The sequence below is a fragment of the Sphingomonas sp. FW306-1B-B10E genome (genome assembly GCF_058782005.1).
The window spans coordinates 1-20,810 of sequence record NZ_JBYSXG010000010.1; the positions used below are offsets into that span (position 1 = coordinate 1).

At 68.1% G+C, this 20,810-nt stretch carries 18 protein-coding genes; 16 read left to right on the forward strand and 2 right to left on the reverse strand.

Annotated elements, in window-relative coordinates:
- Positions 1-42: 42 nt before the first annotated feature.
- From AC3WJI_RS05795 to AC3WJI_RS05855, 13 genes are all read left to right on the forward strand, one after another.
- Entirely contained in the window at positions 43-1,419 is a 1,377-nt protein-coding gene (locus AC3WJI_RS05795) for a UDP-N-acetylmuramoyl-tripeptide--D-alanyl-D-alanine ligase (RefSeq protein ID WP_492756305.1), read from the forward strand.
- Positions 1,419-2,489 (forward strand): phospho-N-acetylmuramoyl-pentapeptide-transferase, encoded by a 1,071-nt coding sequence (mraY, locus tag AC3WJI_RS05800; protein WP_492756306.1) that lies wholly within the window; start codon positions 1,419-1,421, stop codon positions 2,487-2,489. The genes AC3WJI_RS05795 and mraY overlap by 1 nt, the downstream gene beginning before the upstream one ends.
- Positions 2,486-3,823 carry a UDP-N-acetylmuramoyl-L-alanine--D-glutamate ligase gene (gene murD, locus AC3WJI_RS05805; protein ID WP_492756307.1) on the forward strand — a complete coding sequence of 446 codons (1,338 nt, stop codon included), beginning with the start codon at positions 2,486-2,488 and terminating at the stop codon, positions 3,821-3,823. Before mraY ends, murD begins: the two co-directional genes overlap by 4 nt.
- Positions 3,820-5,049: an FtsW/RodA/SpoVE family cell cycle protein gene (locus tag AC3WJI_RS05810; protein WP_492756308.1), complete on the forward strand. Its 1,230-nt coding sequence runs from the start codon at positions 3,820-3,822 to the stop codon at positions 5,047-5,049. The genes murD and AC3WJI_RS05810 overlap by 4 nt, the downstream gene beginning before the upstream one ends.
- Positions 5,046-6,197: an undecaprenyldiphospho-muramoylpentapeptide beta-N-acetylglucosaminyltransferase gene (murG, locus tag AC3WJI_RS05815; protein ID WP_492756309.1), complete on the forward strand. Its 1,152-nt coding sequence runs from the start codon at positions 5,046-5,048 to the stop codon at positions 6,195-6,197. Before AC3WJI_RS05810 ends, murG begins: the two co-directional genes overlap by 4 nt.
- A complete protein-coding gene (gene murC / locus AC3WJI_RS05820) occupies positions 6,194-7,612 on the forward strand; it encodes a UDP-N-acetylmuramate--L-alanine ligase (RefSeq protein WP_492756310.1) in 1,419 nt (472 codons plus the stop codon). The genes murG and murC overlap by 4 nt, the downstream gene beginning before the upstream one ends.
- Positions 7,609-7,803, forward strand: a complete 195-nt coding sequence (locus tag AC3WJI_RS05825) for a hypothetical protein (RefSeq protein WP_492756311.1) — start codon at positions 7,609-7,611, stop codon at positions 7,801-7,803. The genes murC and AC3WJI_RS05825 overlap by 4 nt, the downstream gene beginning before the upstream one ends.
- Before the next feature lie 190 nt (positions 7,804-7,993).
- Positions 7,994-8,896: a UDP-N-acetylmuramate dehydrogenase gene (gene murB / locus AC3WJI_RS05830; protein ID WP_492756312.1), complete on the forward strand. Its 903-nt coding sequence runs from the start codon at positions 7,994-7,996 to the stop codon at positions 8,894-8,896.
- A gap of 121 nt (positions 8,897-9,017) precedes the next feature.
- Positions 9,018-9,944, forward strand: coding sequence for a D-alanine--D-alanine ligase (locus AC3WJI_RS05835; protein WP_492756313.1), 927 nt, complete (start codon positions 9,018-9,020; stop codon positions 9,942-9,944).
- Positions 9,941-10,837, forward strand: coding sequence for a cell division protein FtsQ/DivIB (locus AC3WJI_RS05840; RefSeq protein WP_492756314.1), 897 nt, complete (start codon positions 9,941-9,943; stop codon positions 10,835-10,837). Before AC3WJI_RS05835 ends, AC3WJI_RS05840 begins: the two co-directional genes overlap by 4 nt.
- A 3-nt stretch (positions 10,838-10,840) precedes the next feature.
- The gene (ftsA, locus tag AC3WJI_RS05845) at positions 10,841-12,103 is read left to right on the forward strand and encodes a cell division protein FtsA (RefSeq protein WP_492756315.1); all 1,263 of its coding nucleotides are present in this window, start codon (positions 10,841-10,843) and stop codon (positions 12,101-12,103) included.
- A 110-nt stretch (positions 12,104-12,213) separates the two neighbouring features.
- Positions 12,214-13,689, forward strand: a complete 1,476-nt coding sequence (gene ftsZ / locus AC3WJI_RS05850; protein ID WP_492756316.1) for a cell division protein FtsZ — start codon at positions 12,214-12,216, stop codon at positions 13,687-13,689.
- Between the two features lie 89 nt (positions 13,690-13,778).
- Complete coding sequence (locus tag AC3WJI_RS05855; protein ID WP_492756317.1) at positions 13,779-15,731, forward strand: SPOR domain-containing protein; 1,953 nt, start codon at positions 13,779-13,781, stop codon at positions 15,729-15,731.
- A gap of 18 nt (positions 15,732-15,749) precedes the next feature.
- On the opposite strand, the gene AC3WJI_RS05860 is transcribed toward AC3WJI_RS05855, so the two are convergent.
- Positions 15,750-16,181, reverse strand: coding sequence for a VOC family protein (locus AC3WJI_RS05860; RefSeq protein ID WP_492756318.1), 432 nt, complete (start codon positions 16,179-16,181; stop codon positions 15,750-15,752).
- Positions 16,182-16,313: 132 nt separating this feature from the next.
- Between AC3WJI_RS05860 and AC3WJI_RS05865 the strand changes: the two genes are divergently transcribed.
- Positions 16,314-17,480: a deoxyguanosinetriphosphate triphosphohydrolase gene (locus tag AC3WJI_RS05865; protein WP_492756319.1), complete on the forward strand. Its 1,167-nt coding sequence runs from the start codon at positions 16,314-16,316 to the stop codon at positions 17,478-17,480.
- 40 nt (positions 17,481-17,520) lie between these two features.
- Here the strand turns inward: AC3WJI_RS05865 and AC3WJI_RS05870 are convergent, their stop codons facing one another.
- Positions 17,521-17,793, reverse strand: coding sequence for a hypothetical protein (locus AC3WJI_RS05870; protein WP_492756320.1), 273 nt, complete (start codon positions 17,791-17,793; stop codon positions 17,521-17,523).
- 216 nt (positions 17,794-18,009) lie between these two features.
- On the opposite strand from AC3WJI_RS05870, the gene AC3WJI_RS05875 reads away from it, so the two are divergent.
- Together AC3WJI_RS05875 and AC3WJI_RS05880 are read left to right on the forward strand one after the other, a co-directional pair.
- Positions 18,010-19,476: a DUF1800 domain-containing protein gene (locus AC3WJI_RS05875; protein WP_492756321.1), complete on the forward strand. Its 1,467-nt coding sequence runs from the start codon at positions 18,010-18,012 to the stop codon at positions 19,474-19,476.
- 3 nt (positions 19,477-19,479) lie between these two features.
- Positions 19,480-20,631 (forward strand): DUF1501 domain-containing protein, encoded by a 1,152-nt coding sequence (locus tag AC3WJI_RS05880; RefSeq protein WP_492756322.1) that lies wholly within the window; start codon positions 19,480-19,482, stop codon positions 20,629-20,631.
- Positions 20,632-20,810: the final 179 nt, after the last annotated feature.

Consider the following 20,810-nt stretch of genomic DNA (forward strand, 5'->3'; position numbering starts at 1 on the left):
CCAGCCCCTCCCCCGACCCCTCCCGCAAGCGGAAGGGGAGCGATGAACGCGCTCTGGACCTATGACGAGATCGCTGCCGCGACGGGAGGCGTGGCCTCCGCCCCCTTCACCGCCACGGGCGTAACCTTCGATTCCCGCGAAGTCGGCCCGGGCGACCTGTTTCTCGCGCTCAAGGGCGAGGCCACCGACGGCCACCGCTTCCTCGACCAGGCGTTCGCGCAAGGGGCGGCAGGCGCGATCGTTTCCGAAGACACATCGCACCCCCATGTCCGCGTCGCCGATACCACCGCGGCACTCGACGCGCTCGGCGTCGCGGCGCGCGCGCGGATGCACGGCAAGGTGATCGGCGTCACCGGATCGGTCGGCAAGACCGGGACCAAGGAGGCGCTGTTCGCCGCGCTCGACCGGGTCGACCCGGGCTGCGCGCATCGCTCGGTCAAGAGCTACAACAACCATACGGGCGTGCCGCTCAGCCTCGCGCGAATGCCGGCGGCGACGCGCTTCGGCGTGTTCGAGATGGGGATGAACCATGCCGGCGAACTCGCCCAGCTGACCCGGCTGGTCCGCCCGCACGTCGCATTGGTCACCACCATAGCGCCGGCGCATATGGGCTTCTTCGACAGCGAAGCGGCGATTGCCGACGCCAAGGGGGAGATCTTCCAGGGGCTCGAGCCCGGCGGCACTGCGATCGTCCCGTTCGACAGCCCGCACCGCGACCGGCTGATCGCCGCGGCGACGCCACACGCCGGGCGGGTCGTCACCTTCGGGCTGAACGACGGCGCCGATTTCCGCGCAGTTGAGCGGATGCGGCTGCGCACCGGCGGCACCTTCGTGACTGCACGTTTCGACCAGCGCGAGCTCAGCTTCACCATTGCCCAGCCGGGCGAGCATTGGGTGTCGAACGCAATGGCGATCCTCGCTGCGGTCGATGCGGCGGGCGGCGATCTGGAGATGGCCGGGCTCGCGCTCGCCGAGATGGGCGGACTGGCCGGACGCGGCGCGCGCTTCCTCGCGCAGCTGCCCGGCGGCGAAGCGCTGGTGATCGACGAGAGCTACAACGCCAATCCCTCGTCTATGCGCGCAACGCTCGCGGTGCTCGCCAACGAGCCCGGCCGCAAGCTCGCTGTGCTCGGCGAGATGCGCGAGCTGGGCGAGCATTCCGACGCGTTTCATGCAGGGCTCGCCGAGCCGATCCTCGCGGCGGGCGTCGACTATGCGATTCTCGTCGGCGAAGCGATGGCCGCGCTCGCGAACGCGCTTGAGGGCAAAGTGGAATTCGTCCATGTGGCCGACGCCGCAACCGCGCGCGAACGGCTGAACGCCGTGCTGGCGCCGGGCGATGCGGTGCTCGTAAAAGGCTCGAACGGCGTGCGTCTCTCGACGGTCGTGGCGGCATTGGCGGAAGGGACGAAGGCCTAATGCTCTACTGGATCGCGGAACAATTGGGCTTTCCCGGACTGCTCAACCTCATTCGGTACCAGACCTTCCGCACCGGCGCGGGCGTTGCCACCGCGCTGCTGCTCGGGCTGATCATCGGGCCCAAGTTCATCGGCTGGCTGCGCGTCCGCCAGGGCAAGGGCCAGCCGATCCGCAGCGACGGCCCGCAGAGCCACCTCGCCAAGCGCGGCACGCCGACGATGGGCGGGCTGATGATCCTGACCAGCCTGATGATCTCGCTGTTCCTGTGGATGAATCTCGCCAATCCGCTGGTGTGGGCGTGCATGTTCGTCACCTTCGGGTTCGGCGCGATCGGGTTCCTCGACGATTACGACAAGGTGCGGAAAGCGAGCACAGCCGGCGTCTCAGGGCGGGTGCGCCTGCTCGCCGAGTTCGCCATCGCCGGCATCGCCAGCTGGGTGATCATCGGGCAGACCGGCACGCAGCTCTACGTGCCGTTCTTTGCGTGGATCCACCCCGATCTCGGCTATTTCTACATCGTCTTCGCCGCGTTCACGATCGTCGCGTTCGGCAATGCGGTGAACCTGACCGACGGGCTCGACGGGCTGGCGACGATGCCGGTAGTGATCGCCAGCATCGCGTTCATGCTGCTCGCCTATCTCGCCGGCAACAAGGTGTTCGCGACCTATCTCGGCATCCCGCACGTCCCCGGGGCGGGCGATCTCGCGATCATGTGCGGCGCGATCGTCGGCGCGGGCCTTGCGTTTCTGTGGTTCAATGCGCCCCCAGCGGCGGTGTTCATGGGCGATACCGGCAGCCTCGCCTTGGGCGGCGCGCTCGGCGCGATCGCAGTGACCACACATAACGAGCTGGTGCTCGGGATCGTCGGCGGGCTGTTCGTGGTCGAGGCGCTGAGCGTGATCATCCAGGTGTTCTTCTTCAAGCGCACCGGCAAGCGCGTCTTCAAGATGGCGCCGATCCACCACCATTTCGAACAGCTCGGCTGGTCGGAGCCGACGGTGGTGATCCGCTTCTGGATCATCGCGTTCGTGCTGGCGCTGGCGGGGCTCTCGACGCTGAAGCTGCGGTGATCACGAGCGACGCCTGGCGCGGCAAACGCTATGCGGTGCTCGGACTTGCGCGGTCGGGGGCAGCGACAGTGCGCGCGCTGTTGGCGAGCGGTGCGAGCGTGCTTGGCTGGGACGACAACGAAGCGATGCAGCGTTCGGTGTGGGAGCAGCTTAAGTCTGATCGTCAGAAACTCGATACGGAGCCGGGCTTTACGACTAAGGACTGGGTGTCGTTCCCTATCGGCTTGAGTGGTTTCGACGCAGTCGTCGTTTCTCCTGGAGTGCCGCTTAATCGGCATCCCGTCGCCGAAAAGGCCGCAAAATATGGCGTGCCCATAGTCGGTGACATCGAGCTGTTCGCGCAGGCGCGCGCCGAACTGCCACCGCACAAGGTCGTTGGCGTCACCGGCACCAACGGCAAGTCGACGACCACGGCGCTGATCGATCACATCTGCCGCACCGCAGGGCTGCCGAGCCTCGCCGGCGGCAATATCGGCCACCCGATCCTAGGTCGCGATCCGCTGCCCGAAGGCGGGGTCTATGTGCTAGAGCTCTCAAGCTACCAGATCGACCTGACCTTCAACCTCGACTGCGACGTCGGGGTGCTACTCAACCTCACCCCGGATCATCTCGATCGCTATGACGGGTTCGAAGGTTATGCCGCGTCCAAGGCGCGGCTGTTCGCAATGCAGTCCGCGGGCCATGCCGCGGTCATCGGCATCGGCGACGCGCCCTCCGCCGACATCGCCCGGCAGCTGGCGGTAGCGGGCCGCAGCGAGGACGTCCGCAAGATCGCGCCGGGCGTGTGCATGGACCAGTCGCGCTGGCCGGCGTTGCAGGGGCCGCACAACGCCCAGAATGCGCTCGCCGCGATCGCCGCCTGCGAGGCGCTGGGAATTGACAAGGCCGCGATCGACAAGGGCCTCGAAACCTTCCCCGGCCTGCCGCACCGCATGGAGCGCGTCGCGACCAAAAACGGCGTGCTGTTCGTCAACGACAGCAAGGCGACCAACGCCGATTCGACCACGCCGGCGCTACTCGCCTATCCGCGCGTGCACTGGATCCTCGGCGGAAAGGCCAAGACTGACAGCCTCGAAGCGTGTCGACCCGGTTTCGCTCATGTCGTAAAAGCCTATACGATCGGCGAGGCGGGCGACCTGTTCGCGTCGCTGCTCGAAGGCGAGATGCCGGTCGAGCGTTCGCACACGCTCGATGCCGCGGTGGTCAGCGCCGCCGCAAACGCCGCGCCCGGCGAGACGGTGCTGCTTTCCCCCGCCTGCGCGTCTTTCGACCAGTTCAAGGATTACGAAGCGCGCGGGCGGGCGTTCCGCGACGCCGTGAGCGCGCTCGGATGAGCGAGGCTGCCGACACCGACCGGGCCCGTGGCGACGTCAAGCGCCGGGTGAGCAAGCAGCTCGGCCGCGCCAATACGACGCGCGCCGGCATGTGGTTCTGGGAAGTGGACCGGATGCTGCTGCTGCTCGCGATGCTGCTCATCGCGATCGGGCTGGTCGCCGTCGCCGCGGCCTCGCCCGCGACCGCCAAGCGTTATTCGGACGCCACGCACATCATGCCGGCGATGCACTATTTCTGGCGCCAGCTGATGTGGGTGTGCCTGTCGGTGCCCGTGCTGATCGGCGTGTCGATGCTGCCGATCACCGTCGCGCGGCGCTTCGCTTTGGTCGGCGCGGTGGTGTTCCTAGGGTTGCTCGCCTTGGTGCCGATCATCGGATCGGAGACCAACGGCGCGCGGCGCTGGCTCGATCTCGGCGTCTCCGACCTCCAGCCGTCCGAATTTCTCAAGCCGTTCTTCATTGTCGCGACCGCGTGGATGCTGTCGTTCCGTGCCAAGGATCCCGAGCTGCCGGTCTTGTTCATCACCGGCGGCGTGACTGCGGTGATCGCGATCCTGCTGATGCTCCAGCCCGATTTCGGCCAGACGATCGTGTTCGGGACGGTCTGGCTGATCCTGCTGACGATCTCGGGCATCTCTGCGCTGGCGATCGGCGGACTGATCGGCACGGCGATCGCCGGCGTGGTCGCCGCCTATCTGTTCTACAGCACCGCGCGCACCCGCATCGACAACTTCCTCTTCCCGACCAAGGAAGCCGCGCTCGCCGACCGCTACCAGGTCGACATGGCGCACCAGACGCTGAGCGCGGGCGGGCTCACCGGCGCGGGGCCGGGCAGCGGCCAGGTCAAGTTCAAGCTGCCCGAGGCGCACACCGATTACATCTTCTCGGTGATCGGCGAGGAGTTCGGGCTGATCTCGTGCATGGTGATCGTGCTGCTCTATGCCGCGATCGTGATCCGGGTGTTCATGAAGATGCTCGACGAGGAGGACGCGTTCCGCCTGCTCGCCGCCTCGGGGCTCGCCGCGCAGTTCGGCGTGCAGGCGATGATCAACATGGCGGTCAACACCGGCATCGCGCCGTCCAAGGGCATGACCCTGCCGTTCATCAGCTATGGCGGCTCGTCGATGATCGCGCTGTCGATCGGATACGGGTTGCTGCTCGCCTTCACACGCCGAAACCCGTATCTGAAGCGCTCGCCATATACGGGTCGGTGGAGTAAGGGATGACGAAGACGCGCAGCTATGTCCTGGCAGCAGGCGGTACCGGGGGGCACATGGTGCCCGCCGCCGCGCTCGCCGCGGAGCTGGCGAACCGGGGGCACAAGGTCGCTTTGGTGAGCGACGATCGCGGCGTGCGCTTTCCGGGACTGTTCGACGGAATCGACACGCATGTGCTGCCCGCCGGACGGCTGGGCGGCGGGCCGCTCGGCTATATCCGTGCGGCCGGTCGTATCATGGCGGGACGCTCGATGGCGCTGCGCCTGTTCAAGGAATCGCGTCCGGCGGCCGTAATCGGCTTCGGGGGCTATCCCGCATTGCCGGCGCTGCTTGCCGCTTTCCGTGCCGGTATTCCCACCGTGATCCACGAGCAGAACGCCGTGCTCGGCCGGGTGAACCGCTTCGTTGCGGGACGCGTCACCGCCATCGCCACGTCCTATGACGAAGTCGAGCGGATGAAGTCCGGCTGGAAGCGCAAGACGCATCTGATCGGCAACCCGGTGCGCGAGGCGGTGCTGGCGCTTCGCGATCGGCCCTATCCGGTGCTCGACGAGGACGGCATCTTCCGGGTGCTGGTGACCGGCGGCAGCCAGGGCGCCACGGTGCTGAGCAAGGTGGTCCCCGATGGACTGGCGCTGCTCCCGGTGCATTTCCGCCGCCGGCTGCAGGTGACCCATCAGGCGCGGATCGAGGACATCGACGCAGTGCGCGCCAAATACCAGGCGCACGGCATCCCGGCCGACGTCTCGACCTACATCACCGACATGCCCGAGGCGCTTGCCTGGGCGCATATCGTCATCGCCCGTGCCGGCGCGTCGACGATCGCCGAGCTGACCGCGGCCGGGCGTCCGGCGATCCTCGTGCCGCTGCCGAGCGCGACCGACGACCACCAGACCGCCAATGCCCGCGAGATCACCAATGCCGGCGGCGCGCGGACGATCTCGCAGCGCGCCTTTACCGCGACCGAGCTTGCCAAGCAGATCCAGAAGCTCGGGCTCGACACCCAGGGCCTGGAGAACGCCGCGACCCGCGCCAAGAGCGTCGGGCGGCCGCATGCGGCGAGCGACCTCGCGGATCTCGTCGAATCGATTCACGCCCCGACCGCGCCGATCAAGGTGCGTCGCGCGGCCATTCAGGGAAGGCTCGCTCACGCATGAAGGGTGTCGCAACCGACATCGGCACGATCCATTTCGTCGGGATCGGCGGCATCGGCATGTCGGGCATCGCCGAAGTGATGCACAATCTGGGCTACAAGGTGCAGGGTAGCGACGTCGCCGAGGGCTATGTCGTCCAAGGCCTGCGCGACCGCGGCATTCCGATCGCGATCGGGCACAAGGCCGAGAATATCGGCGATGCCGCAGTGGTCGTGGTGTCGACCGCGATCGTGCGGACCAATCCCGAGGTCGAGGCGGCCTATGAGCGCCGCGTGCCGGTGGTGCGCCGCGCCGAGATGCTCGCCGAGCTGATGCGGCTGAAGTCGACCGTCGCGGTCGCGGGGACGCATGGCAAGACCACGACGACGTCGATGGTCGCGGCGCTTCTCGATGCCGGTGGGGTCGACCCGACCGTGATCAACGGCGGGATCATCAATCAGTACGGCTCGAACGCGCGGCTGGGCGACAGCGACTGGATGGTGGTCGAGGCCGACGAGAGCGACGGCAGCTTCTTGCGGCTCGACGGCACGATCGCGGTGGTGACCAATATCGATCCCGAGCATCTCGATCATTATGGCAGCTTCGACCGCGCCAAGGACGCCTATGTCGAGTTCGTCGAGAACGTGCCCTTCTACGGTGCGGCGCTGCTCTGCCTCGATCATCCCGAGGTGCAGGCGATCATCCCGCGCGTCCGCGACCGGCGGATCGTGACCTACGGCTTCGCGGCGTCGGCGGACGTGCGCGGCGTCAACGTCACCCCGCATTCGGGTGGCAATCGCTTCGAGGCGATCATCCGCAATCGCGACGGCACGACGCGATCGATCGAGAATATCGAGCTGCCGATGCCGGGCCGGCACAACGTCCAGAACGCGCTCGCCGCGATCGGCGTCGCGCTCGAGCTCGGCATCCCCGACGTGACGATCCAGAAGGGGTTCGGGCGCTTCGGCGGGGTCAAGCGCCGCTTCACCAAGGTCGGCGAGACGCAGGGCGTCACGGTGATCGACGATTACGGCCACCACCCGGTCGAGATCCGCGCGGTGCTCGCCGCCGCGCGCGAGAGCGCCGAGGGCAGGGTGATCGCCGTGGTCCAGCCGCACCGCTATTCGCGGCTCGGCAATCTGATGGACGACTTCGCGCAGGCGTTCAACGATGCCGACATGGTGCTGGTGGCGCCGGTCTACGCTGCGGGCGAACAGCCGGTCGAGGGCGTCCATTCCGAGGCCCTGGTGGAAGGGATCAAGCGGCGCGGGCACCGTTCGGTCGCGGCGGTCGCCGATGCCGAAGCGCTGGCGCGGGTGCTTGCCGAGATGGCCGTCCCCGGCGACATGGTCGTGTGCCTCGGCGCCGGCGACATCACCAAGTGGGCGGCAGGGCTCGCGCCCGCGATCGAGCAGGTCCGGCAGGGAGCGGCGGCATGAGCGACTGGTTCTCCACTGCGGTCGAGATGCAGCGCGAGATCCTGCGCGCGCAAAAGGCGCAGATCGACGCCGCGCAGAAGATGCTCGACGCGGGCAAGCAGATGACCGCGATGCAGGAAGCCGGGCAGAAGGCGGCGGAGGCGAACTTGGCAGCATGGCAGCAATGGGCCAAGTTCTGGGGATGGAAGTGAGCGGTGGCCGCTTCTCTAAGCCCCTCCCCTTCAGGGGAGGGGTTGGGGGCGGGGCCTGTCCGTCTCACCGAGCCGATCGCCTGTGGACATGCCCCACCCCAACCCAGCATCAGGTGAACAGCGCCCCGCGCTGTTCAGGCCATGCTGGGAGCATGGCCGACCTGATGCTCCTGAAGGGGAGGGGCCTTAAGTGAGTGAAGTCTGCTACGCCTTACCCCCCGTTCGCGGCAAGCTGACCCATGGCGCCCCGCTTGCGCCGCTCGTGTGGTTCAAGAGTGGCGGCGCGGCGGAGTGGCTATTCGAACCTGCCGATGCCGAGGATCTCGCCAACTTCCTCTACGCGCTCGACCCGTCGATCCCCGTGATGGGGCTGGGCCTCGGATCGAACATGATCGTCCGCGACGGCGGCGTGCCGGGCGTGGTCGTTCGGCTCGGCAAGGCATTCGCTAGCGTCGAGCAGGTCGATGTCACCACGCTCCGCTGCGGTGGCGGTGCGTCGGGGATCCTCGTCTCGTCCAAGGCGCGCGACGCGGGCATCGCCGGGGTCGAGTTCCTGCGTTCGATACCCGGCACGGTCGGCGGCTTCGTGCGAATGAACGGCGGCGCCTATGGCCGCGAGACCAAGGACATACTCGTCGAATGTGAGGTCGTCCTGCGTGACGGCGAGAGACGGACCCTCCAGCTCGGCGATCTCGGCTACACCTATCGCCACAGCGAATTACCCGCGGGCGCGATCGTCGTCAGTGCGACGTTTCGCGGCGAGCGCGGAGATCCCGCTGCGATCCAGGCGGAGATGGACCACATCGCCGCCGCCCGGGAGCAATCGCAGCCTTTGCGCTCCAAGACCGGCGGCTCGACCTTCAAGAACCCCGACGGCCACAAGGCATGGGCGCTGATCGACGCCGCCGGCTGCCGCGGCTTGCGGCGGGGCGATGCGCAGGTCAGCGAAAAGCACTGCAATTTCCTGCTCAACCTGGGCAATGCGTCGTCTGCCGACATCGAGGCGCTAGGCGAGGACGTCCGCGCCAAGGTGAAGGCGCAGTCCGGCGTGATGCTGGAGTGGGAAATCCAACGGATTGGAATCGAAAAGTGAGTGCGTTTTCCTGTTCCCCGGCGAAGGCCGGGGCCCAGATTCGGCGCAGCGCGCCGAAGTGCACGCTGCCGCGTGCGATTTGGTTTGAGGTCTGGGCCCCGGCCTTCGCCGGGGAACAGCTGTGACCCGCTTCACCGCTCTCCACATTGCCGTCCTCATGGGCGGCTGGTCCGCGGAGCGCGAAGTGTCGTTGATGTCGGGGAACGGCGTCGCGGATGCGCTCGAGGGGCTCGGCCACCGCGTCAGTCGCGTCGATATGGACCGCGACGTCGCCACCAAGCTCGCCGCGCTTCAGCCCGACCTCGTGTTCAACGCACTTCACGGAACCCCGGGCGAGGACGGCACGGTCCAGGGCACGCTCGACCTGATGGGGCTGAAATATACCCATTCCGGCCTCGTCACTTCGGTGATCGCGATCGACAAGCAGCTGACCAAGCAGGCGCTCGTCTCCCACGGCATTCCGATGCCCGGCGGCCGCATGGTGCGCAGCGAGGAGCTGTACGCGCGAGACCCGCTGCCGCGGCCTTATGTCCTGAAACCCGTCAACGAAGGCTCGTCGGTCGGCGTCGCGATCGTCACCGCCGAGGGCAATTACGGCAATCCGATCGGCCGCGACGTGCGCGGGCCGTGGCAGGAATTCGACGAACTGCTCGCCGAGCCGTTCATCCGCGGGCGCGAGCTGACTACGGCCGTCCTGGGCGACCAGGCGCTCGGCGTCACCGAGCTCAAGCCGCGCAACGGCTTCTACGATTACGACGCCAAATATACCGACGGGCTCACCGAGCATGTCTTTCCCGCCGACATTCCCGAGGACGTCGCCGATGCCTGCAAGCGCATCGCGCTCGACGCGCACCGGCTGCTCGGCTGCAAGGGCTGCTCGCGCTCGGACTTTCGCTGGGACGACAGCCAGGGCGTCGACGGACTGTTCCTGCTCGAGGTCAACACGCAGCCAGGCATGACGCCGCTCAGCCTAGTTCCCGAACAGGCGAAGCATCTCGGCATCTCCTATCCGGAACTGGTCCAGCGCATCGTGGACGAGGCGCTTTGAGCCGGAGTCCGACCCAGCGGACCGCGACCCGACGCGGCGCCGCGCCCAAGAAGCGCAAGCCCGCGCGGCGGCCGAAGCGCGCGAGCCTGCTCGACCAGGCGGTGGCGGCGCTGCCGTTCAGCCAGGCGACGCTGACCCGGATCGCGACGTGGAGCATCGTCGGCACGGTCGGCGCGGTGGCGCTGGGGATCGCGACCTGGTTCGGCGTCCCGGCCGCCACCGGCATCGCCGCGGCGGACATGGTGGGCGAAGTCGGCTTAAAGGTCGACGAGATCCAGATCGACGGGCTCAAGCGGATGGACCGTGACACGGTGTTCCGCCAGGCGCTCGATCAGAATTCGCTGGCGATGCCGCTGGTTGACATCGCCGAGGTGCGCGAGCGGCTGCTCAAATATCCGTGGGTCAAGGACGCGCGGGTTTCGCGGCGCCTGCCCAACACGCTGAGGATCTTCATCGTCGAGCGCGAGCCCGCGGCGATCTGGCAGAGCCACGGCCAGTTGATGCTAGTCGATCCGACCGGCGTGCCGCTCGAGCCGGTGTCGACCGATGCGATGCCCGATCTGCCGCTACTGGTGGGCGAGGGCGCCAATGCGCAGGAGCCGGCGCGGCGCAAGCTGCTCGATGCAGTCCCGTCGATCAAGCCGTTGGTCAAGGCGGCGACCTGGGTCGGCAATCGCCGCTGGGACCTCACCTTCACCACCGGCGAGAAGCTCCAGCTACCCGAAGGCGAGGAAGAGGCCGCTAAGTCCTTACGCAAATTCGCAGAGTTGGATGCAGCGCAAGGTCTGCTAAGAAAAGGTACGATCCGCTTCGACATGCGCGTACCAGGGAATATGGTGATGCAGCGGCCGGTTGGGCAGGCGGCGGCGACCCGCGTTGAAACAGGGGAATAGACGATGGCCAAAGTAGTACCGGAAGGGCTGATCACCGCGCTCGACGTGGGGTCGTCCAAGGTCTCGGCATTGATCGCGCAGCGCACCGATGACGGCCATCTCGTCGTGCTCGGCACCGGCCAGCGCGAGAGCCGCGGCGTCAAGCGCGGCTATGTCGCCGACATGCACGCGACCGAGCTCGCGATCCGCGAGGCGGTCGAGCAGGCCGAGCGCATCGCCGGCACCAATATCGAGGACGTCTGGGTCAGCTTCTCGGCGGGCGGACTGCTCTCCGACGTGGTCAAGCTCGAGGCCGATCTCGGCGGGCACCGGGTCGAGCAGGCGGATATCGACGAACTGCTCAAGGCCGGGCGCGACGCGATCGACCCGCAGGGCAAGATGGTGCTCCACGCCCAGCCGACCTGCTATACGATCGACGGCCTCGCCGGGGTCAAGCGCCCGCTGGGGCTGCATGCCGACCGGCTCGGCATCGACATCCACGTCGTCTCGACAGAGGGATCGCCGGTCCGCAATCTGGATTTGTGCGTCCGTTCGGCGCATCTAGAGGTCCGTTCGATCATCGCCGCGCCGGTGGCGACGGGCCTCGCCTGCCTTACCGACGAAGAGCGCGAACTTGGCGTCGCGCTCGTCGAGATCGGTGCGGGCGTCACCAACGTTTCGGTATTCGCCGGCGGCGTGCTCGCCGGCCTCGCGTCGATCCCGATGGGTTCGGCCGACATTACCGACGACATCGCCTCGGCATTCGGCACCGCGCGGACTTGGGCCGAGCGAACCAAATGCTTCCACGGGTCGGCGAACCTCAGCCCCCGCGACAATCACGAGATGATCGACGTCCAGCTCGCCATTCCCGATGACGGCGCCGAGGGGCCGCGCATCACCAAGGCGCAATTGAACGCGACGATCCGCCAGCGGCTTGAGCGGCTGATGGCCGAGATCCAGAAGGAGCTGAAGAAGCTCGGCTTCCAGGATCCGATCGGCCGCCAGATCGTGCTTACCGGCGGCGGCGCCGAGCTGAAGGGCATCGCCGATTACGCGCAGCAATCGCTCGGCAATGCGGTCCGCGTCGGCCGGCCCAAGGGGTTGATCGCCCTTCCCGAGGCGCATGCCGGCCCCGCCTTCGCCACGCTCGCCGGGCTCGCGCGCTTCGCCGCGGCGGACCCGATCGACCTGCGCGCGCTCGAGCCGTCGAGCCACCAGATCGTCACCAAGGCGAGTCCGGGCGCGGTTCTTCAGCGCTTGATGGCGGCGTTCCGGTCGAATTATTAAAGAAATACGACCGGCGGGGCGGTTTCCACTAGAGTCAACCAAGCCCTTGGTGCATCACAGGGTGATTGGGTGCCGCGCTAGCGCGGTGGCGGCGCCGTAGGAGATTTTGGATGAGCATCGAATTCCTTCCGGCCGACGTTGACGAACTGACCCCCAAGATCACGGTGATCGGTGTCGGCGGCGCGGGCGGTAACGCGATCGCGAACATGATCCGCGCCGATGTGTTGGGAGTCGAGTTCCTCGTCGCGAACACCGACGCGCAGGCGCTCAAGCAGTCGTCGGCGGGGCAGCGGATCCAGCTCGGTGCGAAGATCACCCAGGGCCTCGGCGCCGGTTCGCGTCCCGAAATCGGCCGCGCAGCGGCCGAAGAGACGATCGATCAGGTTCAGAAGAGCCTCGAAGGCGCACACATGTGCTTCATCGCCGCGGGCATGGGCGGCGGCACCGGCACCGGCGCCGCCCCGGTGATCGCCAAGGCCGCGCGTGACATGGGCATCCTCACCGTCGGCGTCGTGACCAAGCCGTTCGCGTTCGAAGGCCGCCGCCGCCAGCAATCGGCAGATGCCGGCATCGAAGAGCTGCAGAAGTACGTCGATACGCTGATCGTCATCCCGAACCAGAATCTGTTCCTGATCGCCAACGCCAACACGACATTCAAGCAGGCGTTCGAGATGGCCGACGAGGTCCTTCAGCAGGGCGTTCGCGGCATCACCGACCTGATGGTGATGCCGGGCCTGATCAACCTCGACTTCGCCGACGTCCGCTCGGTGATGCAGGAGATGGGCAAGGCGATGATGGGCACCGGGGAGGCGGACGGCGACGACCGTGCGTTGATCGCCGCGCAGAAGGCGATCGCCAACCCGCTGCTCGACGGCGTCAGCATGAACGGCGCCAAGGGCGTGATCGTCTCGATCACCGGCGGCGAGGACATGCGCCTGCTCGAAGTCGACGAGGCTGCGAACCACATTCGCGAGTTGGTCGATCCTGACGCAAACATCATCTGGGGCTCGGCGTTCAACCCCGACCTCGAAGGCAAGATCCGCGTGTCGGTCGTCGCGACCGGCATCGATGCCGACGCTCAGGCGCGCATCGTGCCCGCCGCCGAGCAGCCGCGTGTCTTCTCCTTCTCGACCCCGCGTCGCAGTGCCGCTGCCGCCGCGGCGGAGCCCGCTGCGCCTGCTGCCGAGCCTGGCTTCTCCGAGCCGAGCTACGCCGCCGAGGAAGCGCCCGAACTGGCCTCCGAGCCGCTCGAGCTCGAAGCCCCCGACGCGATCGAGCCCGAGCCGGAAACGCGCTATGACGAGGCCGAGGAGTCGGACGAACTGCTGCTCGGCGAGAGCAGCGCGATGCCGCTCGAAGCGCCCGAGCCCGAGCCTGCGCCCGCGCCCGAACTGACCAGCCGCCGCCGCTGGTTGACGGGCGGTGCCGACGAGGAGCCCGCACCCGAGGCGAAGCCCGCGGGCCGTCGCGCCGGTGGCACGCTGTTCGAGCGAATGGCATCGCGCGGCGCCGCCAAGGCGCACGAGGATGACGACAAGGACCCGCTCGACATCCCGCGCTTCCTGCGCAGCCAGAACAACCAATAGGCATTCGTCGCCGGCGCCCCTCGCTTCGGCGAGACGCCGGCGACGTGTCATTGGCGGTTCATCCAATGGCGTGTCTGGCTGATCGCTCGATGAAGCAGATTCCCTTCCTGCGACCGATTGCGCTGGCACTCGCGCTCGCCGCCGCGGCCGGCAGTCCGGCCCTTGCCCAGACCGGGCTGGTGCCGGTGCCCAATCCAGACGCCGATCGGCTGGCGGAGGAAATGCGCGTGCTCGCCGCCGATCCGCGCAACGTGCGTGCCTTGCTCGAGGCAGGCAATCTGAGCGTGCACTTGGGTGACACGGCCGCCGCATTGGCTTTCTTTGCGCGCGCCGAGACGATCGACCCGACCAATCCGGGCATCCTCGCCGGGCGCGGTTCCACCCTGGTCCGGATGGAGCGGCCGGGCGAGGCGCTGCGGCTGTTCCAGGCGGCCGAGGCACGCGGCCTCTCGCCGCGCGGCTATGCCGGCGATCGTGGTTTCGCCTATGACCTGCTCGGCCAGCCGGGCCTCGCCCAGGCCGATTACAAGGTGGCGCTGCAAGGCGAGCGCGACGACGAGACGGTGCGGCGCTACGCACTGTCGCTGGGGATTTCGGGCGATGTCGAGGAATCGATGCGCCAGCTCGATCCATTGCTGCGCAAGAGCGACCGCGCGGCGTGGCGCGCGCGGGCCTTCGTCCTCGCGATGAACGGCGACATGCCCGGTGCCGAGCGGATCGCGGCGAGCATGATGCCGGGCAATATGGGCCATTCGCTGGCGCCGTTCTTCCGCCGCCTTGCCAATCTCGCGCCTGCCGATCGCGCCTTCGCGGTGCATTTCGGCCAGCTCTCGCCGAGCGCGGTGCGGCTCGCGGATGCGCGCCAGGCACCGCAATTGCCGCAATATGTCGCGGCGGCCCGCCCGACCCAGCTCGCGCAGGCGCAGACCCAGCCGGTGCGCTCAACGGCAAAGCCGCAGCGCGACCGCCGCTCGCGTCGCGAACGCGAGCGTGACGCGCGCAACGTCGCGCCGCCTGCGCGTGATCCCATTCCTAGCCAGCCGCCGGTGCAAACCGCCGCGGCGGCGCCGCTGCCGAGCCCGCCCAGCCTCGCACGTGCTTCGGGTCCGATGGTGCAGCCGTTGCCGGCGCCGCGCGCCGAAGAGATCGATGCGCCGGTTCGCTCGACGGCCGCGCCCGTGGTCGCCAGCCGAGAGACACGGCCAGCTGAACGCAGCGCTATCCGCGCGCCGGGGCAGGGGAGCCCCGCGGCAAGCTCGGTCGGCGATACGGCGCGCAGCGACACCGCACCCGCTCCCACGGTCACGCCCGCCGTTGCGCCTGCGCCTGCGCGGCAGGTGGAGACGGTCCCCGCCACTGCGCGTCCGGCACCGAGCGAGGGCAATGCCCTTCCTGCCGTCGCCGCGGCGGCTAAGCCCGAACCGGCGCCGCCTGGACCCGCGCGCGTCGGGCAGGAAGACACGGTTCTCGCCTCGATCGTCGCCGGGATCACCATTCCCGCCGAAGAGCTCCAGATCGTCACCGCGACCCCTGTGGAACTGCCACCCGAGCCGACGCGCATCGCCGCAGCCGAGTCTCCTCGTCCGGCGCCCAAACCCGCGCCCGCCAAGCCGATTGCAAAGCCAAAGCCCGAACCGGCCGAGCCCATCGCTAAGGGCAAGGACATTCGCAAACCGGATCCCGCCAAGCCAGACTCCAAGACCGGCAAGAAGCCGGACCCGGCAAAGCCCGATCCCAAGGCAAAGAAAGCCGAACCCAAGCCCAAAGCCGAGCCCGCGCGGATCTGGGTGCAGGTTGCCGGCGGCGCGAACGCCGCGAGCCTGCCCAAGGCGTGGAAGGCAGTCACCGCCAAGGCGCCGGCGACGTTCAAGGGTAAGTCCGCCTGGTCGACGCCGCTGCGCGCGACCAACCGCGTCCTCGCCGGTCCGTTCAAGACCGCCGCCGAAGCCCAGGCTTTCGTCAATTCGCTGCGCAAATCGGACGTGTCCGCCTTCGTGTTCACCAGCGAGGCGGGGCAAAAGGTGACCAAGCTCGGCGACTGAGTGTAAGCGGGCCGGCGGTTACGCCTTCGGCTGCCAGAGTTCGATCTTGGTGCCCTCGGGATCGAGCAGCCACGCGAACTTCCCATTTTCATCATTGCTGCGATCGAGGATCGCCACGCCCTTCGCCTTGAGCTTCGCGACGATCGCGTCGAGATCGTCGACCGCGAAGTTGAGCATGAACTCCCGTGTCGAGGGCGCGAAATATTTGCTCTTGGTGGCGAAGGGGCTCCACACCAGATGTGGCGGGTGGTCAGGCGCATCGTAGCGCAAGAGCGCGCCGCCCCAGGTTTCGAGCTCGATGCCCAGCGTATCGCGATACCAGGCGGCAAGCGCCCGCGGGTCGCTGCTCTTGATGAAGATGCCGCCGACGCCGGTTACCCTGCCGGCCTGGGTCGGGGCTGGCGCCGGGGACGTGACGGCCTGGGGCGGTTCCAGAGCGATTATGGCCATTAGCATCCTGCCTCCCTGCTGATTGCGGAAGGTAACAGAGGAGGGCGCCATCGCAAGCGCCCCGGGCGTCGCCTTGGCTATTCTTCCGCGAAGTCTTCGACAAGCCCAGCCCGAACGGCTAGAGGCGTGCGCGTGACAGCGATTTCTTCCTGGGCGAGTACACCGGAACGAAGCCGCGGGCGCCTCCACGGGGAACAAAGCGGGACTGTCCGCGGGCCGCGCGACGCCTTCCAGCGCGATCGCGATCGGATCATCCATTCGATCAGCTTCCGGCGGCTGCGCCACAAGACCCAGGTTTTCATGGCGCCAGATGGCGACCATTTCCGCGTGCGGCTGACCCACAGCCTCGAGGTCGCGCAGATCGGGCGGACGATCGCCCGCGCGCTCGGACTCAACGAGGATTTGACCGAGGCGTTGTGCCTCGCGCACGACATCGGCCATCCGCCGTTCGGCCATGCCGGCGAGGATGCGCTGGAGGCGGCGCTCGGCGGGCAGGGCGGGTTCGACCATAACGGGCACACCTTGCGCACGCTGACCGAGCTCGACCGGCCCTATCCGACGTGGAACGGGCTTAATCTGAGCTGGGAGACGCTCGAAGGGCTCGCCAAGCATAATGGGCCGATCGCGGCGCCCGAATGGGCGCTCGCCGCCGCGGATGCGCAATTCGACCTGGATTTGCGGCGCTGGCCGTCGCTCGAGGCGCAGGTCGCGGCCTTGGCCGACGACATCGCCTACGACAACCACGACATAGACGACGGCCTCCGCGCCGGGCTGCTCGGCCTCGATCAGCTGATGGAAGTGCCGATGATCGCGGAGGGCTGGCGGCGCGTCGAAGCCAAGTTTCCCGGCATCCCCGCCAAGCGGCTGGTCGGCGAGCTGATCCGCTCGCAGATCGGCGCGATGGTCAACGACCTGATCGGCGCGACGCGGACGAATCTGGACGAAGGCAAGATCGAGACGGTCGAGGATGTCCGCGCGGCGGGACGCTGCCTCGTCACCTTCTCGGAGGCGATGCGCGACGCCGAGCGCGGGCTCAAGCGCTTCATGTACGCCAATCTCTACCACCATCCGAGCCAGCTCGAAGCGGCGCAGGCGGCGCACGACGTGGTCGCCGGACTGTTCGCGGCCTATGCCGCGGAGCCGGCGCGGATGCCCGCCGAGTGGCGCGACGCGCTGCCCGGCGAGGAGCCTTGGCGCAGTCGGCACATCGCCGACTTCATCGCGGGGATGACCGACCGCTATGCGATCGCCCGCTACCGCGAGGTCGTCGGGCCGATCGAACTGCCCGAAGGCTTCTAAACAATAAGGGGCCCTCGCACGCGAAGGCCCCTGGAAACGTTCAGCGCTGTGCGACCAGCACTGCCGCGCCGCGCTTCGGCGTGCGGAAAGCGACGCGGGCGCCGCCGGCATAGCCCTGCACCCAGTCGCCCTTGACGACGAAGCGGAACTTGCTGCCCGTCGAGGCCTTGCCTTCGAGGACGAGACCCGAATCGCTCTGGGTCGAGGTGTAGGCGTAGGTCACGCCCTCATGGGTGAACACACGCTCCTTGGCGAGGGCGGGCGTGGCGAAAGCGATGGTGGCGGCAGCGGCCGCAATCAGAAAACGAGTCACGATCTTGTCTCCTTCAAAAACTCGAAAGAGCCAGACCGGCATCCTGTGTCTTGTTCTGTTCTCGAAACAAATAATGCTGCACTGCAACAGAAACGGCAAACGCAAAGCACGTTCGCAGCAGTTGCAGTCCGTGCAAGAATCGCGGCGAGCCGATCGGCTGACAAACTTCTGCGACAAGCCTTGGCTATCGAGAGTGGCGGGCAAGCAGAGGTGATCATGGCCAAGGCAAGCATCGCGCTCAATCGGTTCGGCCTGGGTGGACGTCCCGGTGATGCGCCAGGCGAGGATCCGGCCCGCTGGCTGCTCGCGCAATTCGCACGGTATGACGCGACCCCGCCGGCGATCGCCGCGCTTACGCCGAGCACGCAGATCGTCGCCGAGATCGCGGACTATCGTCGTGCGCTTCGCGAGGCCCGGCGCGGCATGGCGCAGGCCGCCACTGCCAAGCCCGAGATGGAAGTCGAGCCGGCGATGCGCGGATCGGCGCGGATGCAGGCGATGCCGATGCCCCGCGATCCAGACGGCCCCGCCGCGCAGGTCCGCCGTCAGGCGCGGCTGCAGGCGCGCGATCATTATGCCGCCGCAGTTTCGGCGCGCGCACTGACCGCGCTCAATGCGCCGGCGCCGTTCGTCGAGCGGCTGGTGCATTTCTGGGCGAACCACTTCGCCGTGTCGGCGGACAAGCTCGAGATGGTCGGGCTCGCCGGCAGCCTCGAGTTCGAAGCGGTGCGGCCGCACGTGCTCGGCAAATTCGGCGACATGCTCCATGCGGTCGAGCGGCATCCGGCGATGCTGGTCTATCTCGACCAGGCGCAGTCGGTGGGGCCGAACAGCCCCTTCGGTCAGGCGGGCAGGCGCGGGCCGAAGGCCGGGCTCAACGAGAATTTGGCGCGCGAGATATTGGAGCTGCATACGCTGGGCGTGCGCACCGGCTACAGCCAGGCCGACGTCACCGAATTCGCCCGCGCGATGACCGGCTGGACCGTCGCCGGTCTCGGGCGTGGTCCCGCAGGGGGTGGCGAGGGAAGCTTCGTCTTCGTGCCGCGGCTGCACGAGCCGGGCGCGCGGACGATCCTGGGCAAGAGCTGGCCGCAGCAGGGCGAGGCGCAGGCCGCGTCGGTGCTCGACCTGCTCGCGACGCATCCCGCGACGGCACGGCACATCGCCACCAAGTTGGCGCGCCATTTCGCCGGGGACGATCCGCCATTGGCGCTGGTCGGCGAGCTCGAGACGGCGTTCCTGCGCTCGGGGGGCGACTTGCCGACCGTGTATCGCGCACTGGTCGAGGCGCCCGAATGCTGGGTGGCGGCGCCCGTCAAGTTCAAGTCGCCCTGGGAGTGGACGATCTCCGCGTTGCGCGGCCTTGGCGCCGAGCAATTGCCGCCGATGGCGATGAACGGATTGATGACTCAGCTCGGGCAACCGGTGTGGAAGCCGGGGTCGCCGGCGGGCTGGGAGGATGTCGCGGGAAGCTGGGCCGGACCCGACGCCGTGATGCGCCGGGTCGAGGCGGCCGAGCGGCTGGCGCAGCGCACCCGCGACACCGTGGATGCGCGCGCGCGCGCCGCCGCATTGTTTCCCGGCGCGCTGAGCGACGCCACCGCGCAATCGATCGCGCGGGCCGAAAGCCCGGGGCAGGGCGTCGCGTTGATGCTCGTCGCCCCAGAATTCATGCGGAGATAGGTCATGCTCAATCGTCGCAGCTTCGTGGCGCTCGGCGCCTCCGCGGTGCTCACCTCCGCGTTCGGAGCACGGATGGCGCTCGCCCGAGCCGCCACCGAGCGCCGCTTCGTCTTCATCATCCAGCGCGGTGCCGCCGACGGGCTGGGAACGCTGGGGCCGATCGGCGATCCGGCGTTCGTGGGCCAGCGCGGCGTGCTCGCCGAGGACTTCCTCTCCGCGCCCAAGCTGGATGCCACTTTCGCGCTGCATCCCGCGATGACCAACACGCTGGGGCTGTGGCAGGCCAAGCAGGCGCTGTTCGTCCATGCCGTTGCCTCGCCCTATCGCGAGCGCTCGCATTTCGACGGGCAGAACGTGCTCGAGACGGGCGGCAGCAGTGCCTATGCGCTCAAGGATGGCTGGCTCAACCGGCTGCTGTCGCTGCTGCCCGCCGACGACCGCGCGATCGCGCTCGCCGCGACCATACCGATGGCACTGCGCGGGCCGGTCGAAGTGGCGAGCTATGCGCCTTCGGCGCTGCCGGATGCCTCGGACGATCTCATCGCGCGGGTATCGACGATGTACCGCGACGATCCCCAGCTTCACGCGATCTGGGAGCAGGCGACCGCGACGCGGATGCTGACTAGCGACTTGGCGGGCGACAATGGCCGCAATGCCGCGGCGACCGGCGCGCTCGCTGCCAAATTGCTCACCGCCGAGGGTGGCGCGCGGATCGCGATGATCGAGACCGGCGGCTGGGACACCCATGCGCAGCAGCGTGGCCGGCTGACCGGACAATTGAAGGGGCTCGATGCGATGATCGGGTCGATCCAGCAGGGGCTGGGGCCGCTCTGGGCCGATACGATGGTCGTGGTCGCCACCGAGTTCGGGCGGACGGTGAAGGTCAACGGCACGCAGGGGACCGATCACGGCACCGGCGCGCTGGCGATGCTGATCGGCGGCGCAGTCAATGGCGGCCGGGTGGTCGCCGACTGGCCGGGGCTGGGCGACGCGGCGCTCTACGAGAACCGCGACCTGCGGCCGACCACGGGGGTCGACACGCTGATCAACAGCGCGGTGGCTTCGCATTTCGACCTGACCCCGACGCGGACGGCGGCGAAGCTGTTCCCGGACATGAAGAGTGCGGGGGTGCTGAAGGATTTGGTGCGGGTTTGAGTCGGCCGCAGGGTGCGGGTTGGTTGTCAATCTTGACACGAAAACGCGGTTTTCCGCGGAAGCGGCGGGTTTGCGCCGGGGAAGCGCCCGCGAGGCGACACGGACGCGACACTTGCGCGCCTGTGGCGCGCCACTGATGCGACCATCGAGCGCCACTCGCGCGACACGAACGCGGCGGC

Coding starts and splice junctions, on each gene's coding strand:
- AC3WJI_RS05875 (WP_492756321.1), top strand. CDS start 18,010: ATGGCCAAGGCAAGCATCGCGCTCAATCGGTTCGGCCTGGGTGGACGT.
- murG (WP_492756309.1), top strand. CDS start 5,046: ATGACGAAGACGCGCAGCTATGTCCTGGCAGCAGGCGGTACCGGGGGG.
- AC3WJI_RS05880 (WP_492756322.1), top strand. CDS start 19,480: ATGCTCAATCGTCGCAGCTTCGTGGCGCTCGGCGCCTCCGCGGTGCTC.
- ftsZ (WP_492756316.1), top strand. CDS start 12,214: ATGAGCATCGAATTCCTTCCGGCCGACGTTGACGAACTGACCCCCAAG.
- AC3WJI_RS05860 (WP_492756318.1), bottom strand. CDS start 16,181: ATGGCCATAATCGCTCTGGAACCGCCCCAGGCCGTCACGTCCCCGGCG.
- mraY (WP_492756306.1), top strand. CDS start 1,419: ATGCTCTACTGGATCGCGGAACAATTGGGCTTTCCCGGACTGCTCAAC.
- AC3WJI_RS05795 (WP_492756305.1), top strand. CDS start 43: ATGAACGCGCTCTGGACCTATGACGAGATCGCTGCCGCGACGGGAGGC.
- AC3WJI_RS05825 (WP_492756311.1), top strand. CDS start 7,609: ATGAGCGACTGGTTCTCCACTGCGGTCGAGATGCAGCGCGAGATCCTG.
- AC3WJI_RS05855 (WP_492756317.1), top strand. CDS start 13,779: ATGAAGCAGATTCCCTTCCTGCGACCGATTGCGCTGGCACTCGCGCTC.
- murC (WP_492756310.1), top strand. CDS start 6,194: ATGAAGGGTGTCGCAACCGACATCGGCACGATCCATTTCGTCGGGATC.
- AC3WJI_RS05810 (WP_492756308.1), top strand. CDS start 3,820: ATGAGCGAGGCTGCCGACACCGACCGGGCCCGTGGCGACGTCAAGCGC.
- ftsA (WP_492756315.1), top strand. CDS start 10,841: ATGGCCAAAGTAGTACCGGAAGGGCTGATCACCGCGCTCGACGTGGGG.